6 protein-coding genes are annotated in these 18854 nt (G+C 27.4%); 5 read left to right on the top strand and 1 reads right to left on the bottom strand.

The window, feature by feature from the left end; genetic code table 4:
• From ACXX85_RS03555 to ACXX85_RS03540, 4 genes are all read left to right on the top strand, one after another.
• The coding region (locus ACXX85_RS03555) for a hypothetical protein (RefSeq protein WP_458560645.1) at positions 1 to 1022 on the top strand (1022 nt) is incomplete at its 5' end.
• 163 nt (positions 1023 to 1185) lie between these two features.
• Positions 1186 to 11382 (top strand): hypothetical protein, encoded by a 10197-nt coding sequence (locus ACXX85_RS03550; protein ID WP_458560644.1) that lies wholly within the window; start codon positions 1186 to 1188, stop codon positions 11380 to 11382.
• 77 nt (positions 11383 to 11459) lie between these two features.
• Entirely contained in the window at positions 11460 to 12437 is a 978-nt protein-coding gene (locus ACXX85_RS03545; protein WP_458560643.1) for a DNA cytosine methyltransferase, read from the top strand.
• Positions 12424 to 13104 (top strand): UpaP162 family type II restriction enzyme, encoded by a 681-nt coding sequence (locus ACXX85_RS03540; protein WP_458560642.1) that lies wholly within the window; start codon positions 12424 to 12426, stop codon positions 13102 to 13104. Before ACXX85_RS03545 ends, ACXX85_RS03540 begins: the two co-directional genes overlap by 14 nt.
• Positions 13105 to 13443: 339 nt before the next feature.
• Here the strand turns inward: ACXX85_RS03540 and ACXX85_RS03535 are convergent, their stop codons facing one another.
• The gene (locus ACXX85_RS03535) at positions 13444 to 15570 is read right to left on the bottom strand and encodes a hypothetical protein (RefSeq protein ID WP_458560641.1); all 2127 of its coding nucleotides are present in this window, start codon (positions 15568 to 15570) and stop codon (positions 13444 to 13446) included.
• A gap of 1222 nt (positions 15571 to 16792) precedes the next feature.
• Between ACXX85_RS03535 and ACXX85_RS03530 the strand changes: the two genes are divergently transcribed.
• Complete coding sequence (locus ACXX85_RS03530) at positions 16793 to 18370, top strand: ATP-binding protein (RefSeq protein ID WP_458560640.1); 1578 nt, start codon at positions 16793 to 16795, stop codon at positions 18368 to 18370.
• Positions 18371 to 18854: the final 484 nt, after the last annotated feature.

The raw sequence follows: 18854 nt of genomic DNA, 5'->3' as shown, positions 1-18854 counted from the left end.
AAAGAAAACTTTCAAGCAAAGATAGAGAAATAGAAAGATTAAACAGACAAATGGCAGATCTTGAAGAATTATTTAAAAATTCTAACGGATCTTATGCAAAAGAAATTGCTGTTTTGATGGAAAAATTAAGAGACAGCAATTCTGATAAAGAAGCTTTAAGAAAGGAAATTGAAAACTTAAAGAAAAAAATTCTTGAATCTTTAGATAAAGAACCGGAAAAAGTTATTGTTGAAAAAGAAAAACCTGTTTTTGTAGAAAAAGAAGTAGTTAAGGAAGTTGTTAAAGAAGTTCCAGTATACATTGAAAAAGAAGTAGTTAAGGAAGTTGTTAAAGAAGTTCCAGTATACATTGAAAAAGAAGTCGTAAATGAAGTAGTTAAAGAAGTTTACATTAACGAAGATAAAAAAGAACCAACAAAATACTCTAACTTCTATAATCTAACTCCTTCAAAACAACTTGAAGCATTAGCAGTATATTCACAAAAACTTGAAAAAATCGCTTCTTCTTATGATGAAATAATGATTACATCAACTCAAGACAATAATCAAATCAAAAATGAATTAGATTTAGTATCTAAAGCATTAGAATCATTAGATCAAGCATTTAAAGATGATTATTCACAAAAACTATTACTTTTAGTTAAAAAAGCAACTAAAGAATCAAGTGATAAATTAATGGAAAAAATTAAAGTTTCAGAAGAGTTATTCTACTCAGATGAAAATGCAATTTACTATAAGAAAAATAAATTATCACATGAGTTGTCTTTCATCAATTATGAAAACAAACACATAGGATTTGTGGAAGAAAAGAATTATAAATATGGTGTTATTGAAAACTACAGTTTAAATAAATCACATTTCTTAGTATTTAAAAACAACGTAGTACAAAAAGTAGAAAAATCAGATCAAACTTCTGCTTTAACAAGTGGTTGAACAAGAAGATCTATTTGAACAACAATTATTTACTGAATCGCATACATAATTTTATTTGTAGTAGTAATTGTTCTTGCAGTTCAAAGATAATATATAACCTATATTTATTTACTCTAATATTAATAAAAGCAATATAAATATAGTATTAAGCACTTAATTAGTAAGTGCAAAAAGTAAAAATATAAAATAAATATTAATTATTTAAATTATTTGTATTATTAACTAAAATAATGCAATAAAACGAAAGGTAATTATGGCAAAACCAAGTGCGAAAATTGTGTTAGGTGGACTTGCAGCTGCTGCTTTAGTAACATCTGTAGTAACCACTGTAGTAGTTTTTTGAAATAGAAAAAGTAATGAATGAACTTCTGATGAATATGCAAAAGCAAAAGCAGAAGTACAACAATTAATTGATAAAGTTAAAGATCCAAAAGCAAAAAGAGCATTCCAAAATAGATTAAATAAATTAAAAGAATACTCTACTAAAAATGTTGATTTATTAAAACAATTAAAACAAGATGTTACAAAAGCTTTAGCTGATCAAAAAAACAACAGAAGTACTGAACAAATTTCTAAAGAAGTTGGAAGTAAAATTAATTCTATTTCTGACAAAACCCCAATTAAAAACATTTTAAAAGATGAATATAAAGCAACTGATACAACAAATAAAGGTGCTTTACTTTCATTAGAAGATAAAGTAGATAAAGTTTTAGAAGCACAAGACTTAATTTCTAAAGTTGAAGATGCTGAAATTAAAAAACAATTATCAGACGATTTTGCAAACGCAAAAACTATTGAAGAAATTGATGCAATTATTGAAAAAGCAAAACAAGAAGTAGCTGCTAAACAAAATCAATTAGAACAAGCAAAAAAAGAAGCACAACAAGTAATTGATTCATTAGATAATGTTGATAAAAAAGCAGATTTAAACAAAGAATTAAGAGAAGCTACAACTGCAGCTGAAATTGCTAAAATTTTAGAAAAAGCAAAACAAGAAAAAAATAAAGAAGTAAATTCTGATTTAACTTTCGATAAAGCAGAAGCATCTAAATTAAACGATTCTGTTAAAGATCAAAGTAAAAAAGATGAATTTGCTAAACAAATAGCAAATGCTACTTCTAAAGAAGAATTAGATCAAATTAAAGCTAAAATTGAAGAAACAATCAAAGCCGAATCAGGTGATGAAGCTTTAGTTAATGCTAAAAAAGAAGCTTTAAAAGAAAAAGTAGATCAAAACCCTAACCTTTCTGATGACAAAAAAACAGAATTAAAAACTGCTATTGATAATGCTTCTACTTTAGAAGATACAAAAGCAGCTGAAACAACTGTAAATAAAGAAATTGAATCAGCAAATAAAAAAGTTGATTTAGCAAAAGAAATCGAAAAAATTTCCGATTCTGCTAAAAAAGAAGAATTAAAAAATAAATTAAATGAAATTCAAGGATCATCAGATGATTCTAAATTAGCAGAAGTTGAAAAAGAAATTGCTGATCAAATTTATGATGCAAGATCAAAAGCAGAAGAAGCAATTTCTAAATTAGATGGTTTATCTGAATCAGAAAAAGAAACCATTTTAAACAATTTAGATAAAGCAAACTCAACCGAAGATTTTGCTAATGTCACTAACCAAGCAAATAACCGTTTTGAAGAAGAAAAAACAGCAGTTAAAGAATTAGTTGACAAAATTTCCGATCCTGCTAAAAAAGCAGAATTAGAAAAACAATTAGAAGAAGCAAGCAATGTTTTTGATCTTAAAGATGTAGCAACAGAAGCAAAATTAGCTGATAAAAAAGCAGAACTTTTAGCTGAAGTTGAAAATTTAAGTGATGCAACTAAAAAACAAGAATTAAAAGATAAAATCACTAATGCAGATAGTGATGTATCTTTAGCAGTGCTTGAAAAAGAAATTGCACTTGAAAAAGCAAAAGAAGCAACAACAAATGATCTGGATAAAGCTAAATTAGATGCACAAGCAGAAATTGACAAAATTCAAGATCCTACATTAAAAGAAGAGTTAACGAAAGAAAAAGATTCAGCTCTTACTACTGAAGATTTAAATACAGTTATTTCTAAAGCAAAAGAAGCTCAAAAATCTGAATTAGAAGAATTAAAAACAGCAACTGAAAACGCAATTAACAAAGTTACCGATCCTTATGAAAAAGAAAAACTTCTTCATGACTTAAATAACGCTTCTAATAAAGAAAATGCAACTGATGAATTACTTGTTATTAAAGAACAAGCAGAAAAACAAGCAAACAACGAGTTAGCTAAAGCAAAAGAAGCAGCACAAGCTGAAATTAATAAAGTAACTGATGAAGCTAAAAAAGCAGAATTAAACAAAGAATTAGAAGCTGCTACAAGCATTGATGCAGTTAATGAAGTAAAAGCAAAAGCACAAGCAGAAGTTGCAAAACAAACTTCAAATTCCAAAGACTTAGCAGCCCACGAGATTAGCAAAGTTAGTGATCCTGCTAAACAAGCAGAATTAAACAACGAACTTGCAAATGCTTCTACACCGGAAGAAGTACAAACAGTCGCTAATAAAGCTAAAGAAGCACAAAATGCTGAAATCGAAGCAGCAAAAGCAGCAGCAAAAGCTGCAATTGATGCATTAGATCCAACTAAATCACAATCATCCATTGATGCTTTAAACACAGAATTAGCAGCAGCTACTACTTTAGAGCAAGCAAACGCTATTAAAGCAAAAGCAGAACTTGCAAAACAAAAAGAAAGTGTAACTGACCCTGTTGAAGCTTCTAAATTAGATGCACAAGCTGAAATTGCTAAAGTAACTAACAGCGAAACTGCAAAAGAACTTAATGACAAATTAGCAGCAGCAACAACACAAGAGCAAGTACAACAAGTTATTAACGATGCCAAAGCAGAGCAAGCAAAAGAACTTGCAGTAGCAAAAGCACAAGCGAATGCTGAAATTGCTAAAGTAACTAATCCAGAAGTTAAAGAAGCATTAAACAACGAATTAAGTGCTGCTACTTCAACTGCTGAAGTTAATGCAATTATCCAAAGAGCAAAAGAAGCACAACAAAGAGAATTAGCTGCTCTAAAAGCAGAAGCATTAGCAGAAATCAATAAATTGCCACAAAGTGATTTAAAAGATCAACTTAAAGATAATTTAGAAGCTGCTACAACTGCTGAAGCAATTAATGCACTAAAACAAGATGCAATCGATGAATTAACAAGAGCAAAAGCAAAAGCACAAGAAGCAGCATTATACGAAATTAATAAAATTGTAGATCCTACAACAAAAGATGCTCTTAAAAAAGAATTAGAAGCAGCTTCTTCACTAAGTGCAATCAATGATGTAAAACAAAAAGCAATGGATGCAAACGCTTTAGAATTAGCAAAAGCTAAATCAAAAGCTCAAGCAGCAATTGATGAATTAGATCCACTTAAATCAAAAGAGTTAATTGATCAATTAACTAAAGATTTAAACTTATCTTCTTCAATTAGCGCAGCAAATGAAGTAGAAGCAAACGCTAAATTAGCAAAAGCACAAGAAGCAGCTACCGATGAATTAGCAGCTAAAAAATTAGAAGCAGAAGCAGAAATTAATAAATTAGGTGATCAAGCAACTAAAGATGAATTAAATGCTCTAAAAGATGCAGCTGATACTTTAGACAAAATTCAAGAAGTAATTAATAAAGCAAAAGATAAACAATTTGAAGATTTATCTAAAGCAAGAGAAGCAACTTCTTACGAAATAGAAAAACTTACAAACCCAGAAGTTAAAAATGCTTTAAATAACGAATTAAGTGCAGCTAAAAGTCTAGAAGATCTTAATGCTATTAAAGAAAGAGCAAAAGAAGCACAAGCAACTGAATTAGCAAACGCTAAAGAAAGTGCAAAACTTGAAATTGCTAAAGTTAGCGATCCAGAAACCAAAAAAGAATTAACACAACAACTAGAAAATGCAAATAACATTAGTGTTGTTAAAGATATAGAAGCTAAAGCAAAAGAAAATAATCCTTCTACTGAAACAAAAGTTGCTAAAAATGATGTAACTTATGAAATTGAAAAATTAAGTGATACTACTGCCAAAGAAAACTTAACTTCTGAATTAGAAAATGCTAAAAATCCAGAAGAAGTACAAAAAGTTAAAGAAAAAGTAGAAGCACAAAAAGCAAAAGAATTAGAAGCAGCTAAAGCAAAAGCAAGAGAAGAAATTGCAAAATTAGATACAACTAATTCTGCTGATGCTATAACTAACTTAAATAATGAATTAAACTCTGCTAATGATATTAATGCAGTTAATGAAGTTATTGCAAAAGCTAAAGTAGAAAAAGCAAAAGAAAGTGCAGCAACAGATTTAGATAAAGCTAAATTAGATGCAAATGCACAAGCAGACAAACTACTTAATAATGATAAAAAAGAAACTTACAAGCAAGAAATTGCCGCAGCTACAAACGAAAGTGAATTAAATAACGTTAAAGATAGAATTAACGCTGATTTAACTACTGAATTAAATAATTTAAAAGAAGCAGCAAAACAAGAAGTTAAAACAAGCGATATTAACATTTCAATTGCTGAAAAATTTAATGCTGAAATCGATGCAGCAACAACTCCAGCACAAGTACAAGAAATTAGAAATAGATTTAAAGATTACTTTAAAACAGAAGTACAAGATGTTATTAATTCTTTATCTGATTCAAATAAAGAAAAAGCAGCATTAAATCAAGAATTAGCACAAGCAAATGAAATTTATGAGCTTAATTCAATTAAAAATAGAGCACGTGTTTCTAAAGAAAATGAAGTAAATAATGCTAAACCACTTGCTTCTTATGAAATTGAAAAACTAACCAATCCAGAAATTAAAGAAAAATTCAATACTGAATTAAATAATGCAACTACTCTTGCAGAAGTAGAATCTATTAAACAAAGAGCAAAAGAAGCACAAGCAACAGAATTAGCTAACGCTAAAGAAATTGCTAAATTTGAAATTAGTAAAATAACCGATCCAACTACAAAAGCAGCATTAGAAGATGAACTCGCTGCTGCAACTAATGTAGTGCAAGCAAATGAAGTTGCTAATAAAGCAAAAACATCAAAAGAAAAAGAAAATGCATCAACTGCTGAAGATAAAGCAAAAGTTGAAGCAAATGCCCAAGCAGATCAAATTCTTGATGAAACTAAAAAAACAGAGTTTAAAGATAAAATTAATAATGCTACAACTCTTGAAGAAATCAATGCAATTAAAGATGAAATTGCAAATGATTTAACAACTCAATTAAACGAGCAAAAAGATAAAGCAAACGCTTTAAAAGATAAACTTTCAAATCAAGAAATTAAAGATAAATTTGCTGCTGAAATTAATGCTGCTACCACAAGTGCTCAGTTAGAAGCAATTAAAGATAGAATTACTAAAGCATTAAAAGCAGAAGCACAAGCTGCAGTTAATTCATTAGAAAAAGAAGCACAAAAACCTTCTTTAAATCAAAAATTAGCAAGCACTAACTCTCCTGAAGAAATCGTTAAAATTAAAGAATTTGCACAAGCATTACTTGAAGCACATTTATTAACTGATAAACTTCAATCTTCTAATGAAAGGACAAAATTTGCTCAAGAACTTGATGCTATAAATGATGAAGATAAAGTAAAAGTTGAAGAAATAATCCAAAAAATTAAAGAAGCAATTGCAAAACAAGGTAATGCTGATTCAATTCAATTAGCAAAAGAAAAAGCAAAAGCAGAAATAGCAAAAATTCTTAATGAAAGTGATAAAGCAAGTTTAAATGGTGAATTAGTACATGCTTCATCATTAAGTGATGTTAATGCAATAATTGAAAAAGCTAAACAAAAACAAGAGCAAGAATTAAGTGAACAAAAAACTCAAGCTAATATTAAAGCAAATGATATTAAAGATGAAGCACTTAAAGCTGATCTTAAAGCAAAAGTAGATGCTGCTACAAATATTGAAGAATTAAATAAAGTTAAAAAAGCAATTGAAGATCAACTTGCTAAAGAACTAGCAGCAGCAAAACAAACAGCAGAAGTTGAAATTGCTAAACTAAGCGATGAATCTAAAAAACAAGAATTAAGAACTGAATTAGAAGCAGCAACAACTACTGATGATGCTAATGCAGTTAAAGACAAAGCAGTAAGAGAAAAAGAAAAAGAACAATACTCTAATGAAGTAGATAGAAAGAAAGTTGATGCTCGTGCTGAAATAGCTAAATTAACTAAACAAGAAAATAAAGATCCTTTAAATACTGAATTAGCTTCTGCTGATACAGTTGAATTAGTACAAGCAGTAATAGATAAAGCGATTGCAAAACAAAAAGAAGAATTAGCTCAAACAAAACAAGAAGTTAAAGCTGAAATTGCAAGAATTTTAGAAGATCCTAAAAAAACTGAACTTTCAAATAAAGTTGATCTTTCTTCAGTTGATACAGTTGATAAAGTAAATGCTATTAAAACAGAAGCACAAGAATACTTAAATACTAAAAAAGCAGAAGTAACTAAAATGGTTGCTAAACTTGAAGGATTAGCTAATAAATCAGAATTTGATACTGAATTAACAAATGCTGTTACAGAAACTAAATTAAAAGAATTAGAACAAAAAGTTAAAGAAGCAATTCAAGCTGAAAAAGATAAATTAACTAACTCAATTAATGACGGAACAATTACTAAACAAGATGTAATAAGTAGTTTAATTGATCAAAGACATAATGCTAATTCTATTGCAGATCTTAAAGCAATTGAAACAAAAGTTGCTAAAGAAAAAGAATTGCAAAGAGCAAGAAATGAAGCAATGAAAATTGTTAACAAATTAAGTGATAATAATGCTAAAAAATCAGAACTTACAACCGCAATTAATAATACATCTGAATTCTCTAATATTACTTTAGAAAAAAACAAAGCACAAGCATTATTAGATTCTTATAAAACTGATGCAAAAGCAGCAATAAGAAGATTAACTGGTGATGATACACTTGTAAATAAATATAATGGTAAAACAGCAGAAGGTAAAACTGAAGCAGAATATAAACAAGCAAAAACCTATGCTCTTGCAGATTTAAGTAGAAAAGCACAAGAAGTTAAAAATCAAATTGATGCACTTGGTTTATCAAATACTCAAAAAGATCATTTCAAAAATGAAATAAATAATGCACATAATGACAATAACTCTGATATTAGTTCATTTACTACAATTAAAGGAACTGCAGACGATTTATTAACAAAAGTTAATGAAGCAAAAGCATATGTAAGTAACCTTAAAGCAGCACAGTCTTACAAAGATAAAATTGATGCAGCTTTAAATAATGATGCAGTTAAAGCAATTAGAGATGATGCGATGAGACATCTAGAAGAATCTAGAACTAATGCTACAAATGCTGTTAATACATTAAGAGGATTAAATCAAGATGGTGAAACACATGATACATATACTGCTAAATTAACTGATGCTGGAGATAATCAAGATAAACTTGATGCTTTAGGTATTGAAGCAACTGCAAAATTTGTTAATATTAGAGATGCAGTTGAATCATCAATTAATTCCATTAGTAATGCTTCTAAAAGAGAAGAAATTACTAATGAATGAAAAGCGTTAAAAGCAAGTTGAGATACAAATGTTGAGAAGAAAACTGTAACAGAAATTTATAAAATAAGAGATAAAGTTACAAAAGAAAATGCTCCTCAACTAGCAGAAGATGCAAAAAAACAAAAACAACTTGAAGATGCAAGAAATGCTGCTTTGCCAGTTATTGAAAGATTAAAAGATTCTAAAAAATCTGAACTTAAAAATGCTATAAATACTGCAACTGAAGTTTCTCATATTGAAGCTAAAAAAACAGAAGCAGAAGGAATCTTAACTACTGAAAAAGAAAAAGCAAGAAAAGCAATAGAAAAACTAACTGGTGATGATTCACTAAAAGGAACCTTTAATGGACAATCTGCTGATGGTAGAACACAAAAAGAATATGAAACAACAGTAACTGAAGCAACTAATAAATTTAAAGAAAAACAAGCTACAGCTAAAACCACTATTGATGGATTAAGTTATTTAAGTGAAGAAAGAAAAAATCATTTTAAAAATGAAATTACTAATACTTTAGCTAATGAAAATGCTGATATTAGTTCTATTAATACTATTGTTGGTAATGCAGAAGTTAAAAACAGAGAAGCAGAAGAATTAGCAAGCGCTAAAGCACAAGCTGTGAATATTGCTAATAAATTAATAGTAAGAAACGGAACTAATGAAAGAGGAAGAGAACAAATAAATAGCGATATACAAAATGCAGACTCAGTAGGAATAGTTGAAGAATTAAAAAAAGAAGCACAAAAAATTCTTGATAATAAAGTAACTTCAGTAACTAATAAACTTCCTATCTTAGAAGGTTTAAATGAAGGTGGTAACCAAACAAAAGCAAATTACGATAACAGATTATCTAATTTAAAAGCAAATAATCAAGCAACTTTAACAGAACAAGAATTAGATACATTATTAAGTGATATAACAAATGCTTATGATACTATTTTTGATAGTGCACAAACTGCAATTAATAACTTACCAAATGAAGCAGAAAAACAACCTTTCATAACTGAATTAGGTACAAAAGGTACCTTAAAAGAAACAAATAATACAGTAGGTAAATTAAAAGGTATTAAACAAAGAGCAGAAACTGCACTTAGTCAATATAATCAAGAAAAAGAATTTGCACTAAGAGAATTAGCAAAACTTAAAGATGGTAATAGTCTAAAAACAACTGAAAGCAAAATAATTAATGGTGAAAATTCATTGACAGGTCAAATTAGAGAAGCAAAAGTTCGTATAACAGATGCATTAATTAGATTAAGAGATGAAGCTAAAACTTATATTAGTAATAAATTTAGTAATGAAACACCAAACTTGAAAACTGAGCTATCTAATCAATTAAATTCACCAAATCTAACTGAACAAAATATTGAAGATATTAAACAAAGAGCTGATGAAGCATTTAATAAAGTTACAGAACTTAACTTAATTAAAGAAAAATTAACCCAATCTAATCATATAAATGCAATTAATACTGCTAAAGCTAATGCTACAACAGTGCAAGATATTCAAAATGCTATTAATGAAGCAAATAGAAACTTAAATCAAGAGCAAAATGCTGAAAAAAAATCTATAAAAAACCAATTAATTTCTGCAAATGATGATGGTACAGGTTTAGTAGATAAATTTATACAAAGTTATGGAGCATATGAATATATTCAAAAAGGGAATAATTGAGCAAAAGAAATTAATAATGAAAATACTTCATTAGATAGATTAAGACAAATAAAAGAAGAAGCAGAATTAATAATAAATAAACTAAAAACAGAAGCATTAAATGCAAACTTTGAAATTCCTGATTCTTCTAATGCTAAAAGAGGTAATTTAAATAGAATCAATGATACAAGAGCAAGTTTAGCTGATTTAAAATCTGCTAAAGATCAAGCAGTAGGTTTACGTACTACTGAAAGAGAAAGATTAGAATCTCAAAAATCTAATGCTAGAGCAGAAATTGCTAAACTTGAAGGTGATGGATACAATAAAGATAAACTAACAAAAGAACTTGATGAAGCAACACAACAATCACAATATGATGCAATTCAAGAAAAAGCAAGACAAATTATTGAAGCTAAAAAAGTGCAAGTACAAGGTAAAATTACTTCAAATAATAAAATGCCACAAGATGAAAAAACAAGTTTTGGAACAAGAGTTAGAAATGCATCAACAATTGAACAATTGATTCAAATTGAAAATGAAGCAGATAACTATGTATTTGTAGAAGATCCACTTGCAAGCACAAAACGTGATGCAACTAATAGAATTTCAACAAAAGCACAATCAACTCCTGCTGGAGCGCCTTCTTCTTCTTCTTCTTCTTCTTATAAACTAACACTTGAACAAGCAGAAGAATACAATGATAGAATAAGAAAAGCAACTACACCAGAACAAATTAAAGCAATTGAAGAAGAATTTATTAGAACCACATTCTTTGAAAATAGAAGAATTGTTACATTAAAACAAGCGGTAGCTAACTATATCACTCCACAAGTTGGAAATGATACCAATAAATTCAAGGCTTGAATTGACTACTTTAAAAATACATTGGAAAATGAAACATCAATCAGAGAACTTGGTAAAAAATTCGTGCAATATGCTAATATAAACAATATTGGTGGTAACCAATCTGAAGCTCACCGTCAAGACTTATTGAGAGAATGACATAAATGAGCACAAGAACCAGGTATTGAATGAGCTAAAGGATTACTACTCAATTCAAACATAACATTTGATCAAAAATACAACTTGATTGATCAATTACTTCTAGTACATTCATTATTTGATCTAACTGATTGATTGAAAGTTGCAAATAGAGTTGATAGTAACATTCCAAGTACAATTCCAACAAGTAGTAACATTAGATTCTACGATGGACACAATTGAACTGAAATTCAATAAATCAAAATTAATACAGGATTTTTCCTGTATTTTTTTGCTTTTAGATTATAATTTAAATAATAAATAAAAGGAGAATAATGAGCAAAAAAAGACTAGTAGATTTGTTTGCAGGAGCAGGTGGATTGACTTGAGGATTTTACAAAAATAATTTTGAAATTGTAAAAACAGTTGAGTTTTGAAAACCTGCAACTCTAACTTATAACTTAAATTTTAAAACTGAGATTTCACCTTGTGATATTACTTTACAAGAAACCAAAGAAGAACTTAGTCAATTAAAAGATATTGACATAGTAATAGGTGGTTTTCCCTGCCAAGGATTTTCAATGGCTGGTAAAAGATCTCAAAATGATGAAAGAAATAAGCTTTATTTACACACAATTGAAGTAATTATTAAATTACAACCCACTGTGTTTGTTTTAGAAAATGTAAAAGGTATTTTATCTTACAAAGAAAGCGATGGTATTAAAGTAACTGACAAAATAGAGCAAATATTCACTCAAAATGATTATTTTGTTTCTTATTTATTACTTGATAGTTCTAATTTTGGTGTAGCTCAAAAACGTGAAAGAGTTATTTTTATTGGTTCTAAAGACAAAGAAAAAGTACAACAAACAATTGAATTGTTAAAAAATACCAAACAAAAAATGAAAACAGTTAAAGATGCGATTGCAGATTTAGAAGAAATAAGTGAAAATAAAGATTTTAATCATATTTTTACTAAACACTCACCAGAATTTATAGAAAAAATTTCTTTAACACCTGTGGGACAATCTGTAATGAAAAATTTTAAAGATGCTTTTAGAAGATTAGATTATAATAAACCATCATTAACAGTAAAAGAAAATCATGGTGGTGTTCATGTTCATCCTAAACTGAACCGAGTATTAACTCCGCGTGAATTAGCAAGACTTCAAAGTTTTCCAGATGATTTTCTTTTTGTTGGTTCTAAATCAGATGTTTTAAAACAAATAGGAAATGCAGTTCCTGCAAAATTATCTTATGAAATAGCAAAAATAATAAGAAAGGTATTTTTCAAAGAAAGTGAACAAAAATAATTATTGAGAAAAATCACAAGAATTTCTTCATTTTATAGAAGAACAAATTAGTAAAATTTTAGATTTAACTAATAACAAAATAGAATTAAAAGCAAATAATGTTAATTTGTTAAATAATGAAAATAATTGTATAGAAAGTTCTACGGCTATAGGTTTTTTGATAGAAGAATATATTAGTTCTGAATTAGAAAGAATTACAAATCATCCTTTAAGTATCTATAAAATCAGAAAAATAAAACAAACTCAAAATTCTAGTTATGATTTTTATTGTGAAAACGAAAATGATATTTTTGTGGTAAATTTAAAGGTAGCAAAGAAAATAAATGATGCGGTTGCAGCAATTAAACAGTTAAAAACAGATTATAAAAGTTTAGTCCAAACTAAAAAACAAGTTCATTTTCTTGTTTTAAAATTTAATTATTCATTTGAAGTAGAAAACAATAATAAATTTGTTTTTCTAAATGATTTGTCAGGATTTTTCTTAGAAGAGATTGATTTTTCAAAGAACCATCTTCAAGATAAAAGAAATTGAAGTTCAACTTTTAACTATGATTCAGGTAGGTTGATGGTAACCAAAATTTTTCTTAAAAATAATAAAAAAGAAATTAAAGATATAAGTTATAAAACAACTCTAGAAGAGATATTGAATCTAAATAAAGAAAAATAAGGTATATTCATTTGCTATGTGATAATAGTTACAAATTTTAAGTTTCCCAGTTTTAATAATGAAAAATCGTTTATGCCTATTTTATCGGGCAAAACAGTTTTTTATTTATCTAATTTAATTACATTTTTTTAAGTTTACCATAATCATTGTAACTGTAAGGAATTTTGTGCTAAATTTGATAATATGCTTTTATTTCACTTTTTATTTATTTTTTTGTTATATCATTTGATTTTTTGCAAAATTTAGCCCTAAATTGGAATTGAGTTTTTGATAATAAAAAAAGCTAACATTAAGATGTTAACTTTTTTATATTGTTTAAAACTTTGTGATAATTTAGTTTTATTGAATTTCTGTTCAGTTATATCCATCAAAGAATCTAATTGTACTACTTGTGGGAATTGAACTTGGAATGTTGTTATCTGCTTTATGTGCTTCATTCAATCAATCTGTGAAGTCAAATAATGAGTGAATTAATACTAATTTATCAATTAATCTATATTTATCATCTCAACTTAGAGTTGTTGAATTTAAGACTAATCCTTTTGCTCATTCAACTCCAGGTTCTTGTGCTCATTTGTGTCATTCTTTTAGTAATTCTTGACGATGATTTTCTGATGTTGCACCACCAATAGCATTATCATTTACATATTGAACAAAGTTTCTTCCAAGTTGTTTGATTGATGTTTCATTTTCCAATGTATTTTTAAAGTAGTTGTATCAAGCAACAAATTTATCACTATCATTTGCAACTTTTGGTGTTACATATTGACCAATTTGTTGTTTCAATGTAACAATTCTTCTGGTATCAAAGAATGTTGTTTCAATGTATTCTTTTTCAATTCTATTTACTTCATCAACTGAAGTTGCATTTCTAACTCTTGCACTAAATGTTTCTATTTGTTCTTGTGTTAGTTTATATATAGAAGAAGAAGAAGAAGAAGAAGAAGAAGGCGCTCCTGCAACAGTAGATTCTCCTTTTTGTTTCATTCTATTAATTGCTTCTTCTTTTGCATCTCTAATTGGGTCACCAACATATGAGTAGTTGTCTATATCGTGTTCAATAGTATTCAAGTCTGTAATTGTTTGAGCATCCTGAATTCTTTGTCCCAATCTATCTCTTTCTTCTTGTCTTGTAATTTTTGGATTTCCTGTAACTTTTCCTTGAACCTGAGTTCTTTTATTTGCAATAACTTGTCTTGCTCTTTCTTCGATTGCATCATATTGTTGTTGAGTTGTTGCTTCATCAAGTTCTTTAGTTAATTTATCTTGGTTGTAACCATCACCTTGAAGTTTAGCAATCATTGCTCTAGCATTTGCTTTTTGTGTTTCTCTATCTGCTCTTTCTTTTTGCACAATATTAATTGCATTTGTTTTGTATGTTTCATAATCTTCAGCACTATTATCATAATAGTTTCCTGCTGATCCATTATTAATAAGATTTAAAATTCTTTGTTTTTCAGAAGAATTACTAATACTATTTGCTTCAGTTATTGCTTCTGCTTTTAACTTGTTAAGAGTTGATTCAGCTTCATCTTTTATACGTTTAATTTCATCAAGTGAAAGATTTTGATCTCTTAATTTTCTATTTCATTCTTTACCTTTAGCATTTCATTGACTTGAGAGACTACTATTAGTGAATTTTTCTACAATTGATTGTGCATCACTTCTAATTGGACCTTTTTGTGCATCATCTTCTTGTTGTTTTAATGTTTTTGCTTGAGCTAAAATTTGTTCCAATCTTTCAATGCTTGCTGCTGGTTGTACTGATCCATCAGAAGTACCATTTACTTTATCAATAGTATTTTGTTTGTTTTGTTCGCTTAATTTTTCAGCAAATACTAATACTTCTTCTTTTTTGGTATTAAATATTTCATCTGCTCTTGCTTTTTTAGCTTTAATATCAGCTTGACTTAATACATGTCCATTAAGTTCTGCAATTAAAGTTTCTTTTGTTCCACTAGTATCACCAGCTAATTTATTAGTTATATATGTTTGAGCTTCTCTATTTAATCTTTTTAATTCAATAGTTATTTGACCTATAACATCTCTAACATCTTTTCCTGTTGCAGTTGAATTAGGTTTAATTGCATTATTATAGAATTCGTTGGCATTATTTTTAATAGCATTTCCATCTAGTAACATATCTATATATTGTTTAAGTGAAGGAAGTTCTCTTTCTCTGTCGATTTTGTTAATTACTGCTGTTACTTCAGCATCAATTTCTTTTACCTTAGTAATTGTTTTATCATCAGCAGGTCCATTTAACATTTGTTGTCATTTTCTTACTAAATTGTTTTTGTCTTCACCATCTGGTAATCCATTAATTTTACCTTCAGTAACACTTGCTACAGTGTTAAATTTATGTTCAGCTTCATCTTTAAGTCTATCTAGTTTTAGTTGATCGTTGCCTGCTTGTGTTAATTTATTATTGTAGTTTTCATAAGTTTGATCACCACCTTCATCCAATCCTTTTAGTTTAAGAACTGCAGTTTGTGCTGCATTTCTAGAATTGTCAATTAAAGTTTGTGCATTTTGTTTTAATGTATTTACTTCTGAAGCTTTTGTAGCTGCTTCAATATCTCTTACAACCTGTTCTCTTGTACCACCTTCATTTTGTGGTTTTAAGTTATTAGCTACTACAAGAGCTGATGCTTTAGCACTCGCTAATTCTTCTGCTTCTCTGTTTTTAACTTCTGCATTACCAACAATTCTATTAATTGAATTAATATCTGCATTTTCAGTTGTTAAAGTTGCATCAATTTGATTTTTATATTCTGTTTTTTGTGTTGGAGTTAAATGAGTTAAACCATCAACTCTAGTTTTAGCTGTATTTTGTTTTTCTTCAAATTTTTCAGTTGCCTTAGTTTTAGTTGTTTCGTATTCTGCTTCTTTTCTATCTGCATCAAATTGTCCATTAAAGGTTCCTGCCTTGTATTGGACTTAGATATAAAAAAAAGAAAGGAGAAAAAATCAATTTTAGATATTTATAACAACATTGATATACGAGATATCCATAAATACTTTGTGAAAATTGTAAAATGTTATAAAACTAAAATCAAAATAAATTATAAATAAAAATTAGTAGAATATTTTAGAAAAACAAGATTAAATTGCGATATTCTTTTAAAGAAAAGATGAAGATTTTTATAGTCATATTTAAGGTACTATTTTTTAAATTATTTTAAATTAAAAATAACTAAAATTATCGTAAATATAGAGTAAAATTTTAGGAAAAATAAACCAAAAATCCCAATTTTTTCCGTATTTTCGTAACAAAATAAATTCTGTGGTAATATTAAAATGTGACTAACACTTTAGTCACATAAGGAGGTGAAAAATGTATTTAAAATAAAGGTTCAAAAGTGGAGCGAATTTTAATTTTAATAATTATAATTCTAATATTAATTAAATTTTAAAATAATTAATACATTTTCCACTAACCTTAAATAAAAACTCCATTTTAAGGGAATGGAGTTTTTTTCATTAATTAAGTTGAACTTAATTAATTAGGATTGTGAAAATGTATTTATACTATTATTATAGCACTTTTTGGCAATGTATTCAATTTTTTTGTAGAAATTTTTTTTGAATAAAAAATATTATCTCGTAAAGTAATGTTTTATTATTTAAAAATATTTTATTAAACAATGTAATATAATATTAATATGTATAAAAGAAAAGGATAAAAATGAAATTAGATAAATATCTTGGAGAAACAACTGAATATGAAAAAAAAGAAAAAATAGAAAAAAAGGATTTCTATAGTTGATTAAAAACAGTAAGTGCTTTTGCTAATACAAACGGTGGAAAAATCTTTTTTGGTATAGAAGATAAAAGTGATAAATTAGTGGGATTAACAGATATTTACAAAGACTCTGATTATATTAGTAGCGTCATAAAAGATGTTATGGAACCACTTCCATCTTTTGATTTAAAGATTTATGAAGAACAAGACAAAAAATTTATAGTTTTAGATGTAAAAAAAGGTCAGCAAACTCCTTATTATCTAAATAAAGGCGGTAGTTACCTTGCTTATAGAAGAATAGGAAATCAAAGTGTAGTCATAAAGGGAAACGATTTAAAAACTTTAATTCTTCAAGGTTCTAATGAAACTTGAGATAGTTTTAAAACCAATATCAGCTATGATGTTTCTTCCTTTAGTTATTTAATTTCATTTTATTATCAAATTACAGAACATAAACTTACATTAAAAGACTTTAAATCCTTTGGATTAGTTTCAAATGATAATTATTTAAATAATAGTGGAGCACTATTAGCAGATGGTCAAATAGTAAGACATTCAAGAATTTTTGCAACCAGATGAAATGGATTAACAAAAACACATTCACTTGCAGAAGCTTTAGACGATGAAGAATTTAGTGGTAATTTATTATATTTATTAGATTCTGGAATTAAATTCATTTCCAGAAATTCCAAAAATATGTGAAAAAAGATAGATTTTGGTCGTAAAAATTATCCTGATTATCCTATGAAGGTAATCCAAGAAGTTTTGGTTAATGCTTTAATTCATAGAGATTATTCAATTAAAGGAGCTGAAGTAACTATAAACATTTTTGATGATAGAATGGAAATTTCTTCACCTGGTGGAATGTATAATGGTAAATTAATACAAGAAGAAAATATTGAAGAAATCAATTCTGAAAGAAGAAATCCAATTATTGCCGATCTTTTTAGTAGATTAAATTTAATGGAAAGACGTGGTAGTGGTTTACTCAAAATATTTGATTATTACCAAAAAGAAGAAAATTATAGTCAAAAGTTAAAACCGGAATTTAAATCAGATAATAGAAGATTTACTGTGATTTTAAAAAATTTAAATTATAAACAAAATATTGAAGGTTTTGAAATAGAAGAATATAAGGAAAATACAAAAAATCTAAATTTTAAAATTGATTATAAACAAAAAAACAAAAACTTAATAAAACCGGAGATAAATATAGAAACCGGAGATAAATTTGACAAAACACCGGAGATAAATATAGAAACCGGAGATAAATTTGACAAAACACCGGAGATAAATATAGAAACCGGAGATAAAATAATAAAAATTAATAAAAAAGAGAAACAGTATCAATTAATTATTAATTATGCTAAAAACAAAGATTTTTTTAAAACTAATGAAATAGAAAAATTATTAAAAGTGAAATATTCAAGAGCAAATGAAATAATAACTAAAATGATTGAAGAAAAGTTGCTAATAAAAGAAGGTTCTAATAAAAATAGAATTTATAAATTAAATAAGTAGTAGGGAAAGTAGTTCAGGAAAGTGTTGGAAGTGTAAGTGTAAGATATTTTTAAAATTCTCTTACCTGCTTTTTTAGTTTTCCAGTTAAAAATAAAAATAACTGATTGTCCCTTATTTTTGAGAAATTTTAATATTTTTTATAAAAATAGTGAATTTTAATGATAGAATATAATTAAGTGATTTGGACCCGCACCCTCCACCTATACTAGGCACTATAAAAACAATACGGTATAGAACTGAAAATTAGCTTTCCGGTCGGGGATAATGGCTAATTTTTTTATATAGAAAACAGCACAAAAATTGTGCTTTTATTTTATTTTAATTAGAGTTTAGATAAATTTTTCATGAATTCTTGCATTCTTTTTCAGGAACCTTTTTCATTTCTTTACATAATTTCAGGTAAATTATCAATTCCTTCTTCTTTCAATTTCATTATATAATCATTAATAATTTTTGTTCTTTCTTCATTAGTCATTTTTCACCT

The sequence above is a fragment of the Mycoplasma sp. Z386 genome, from assembly GCF_054343375.1.
The sequence above is the reverse complement of the archived record's forward strand: the minus strand, read 5'-3'. Positions and strand labels throughout refer to the sequence as shown.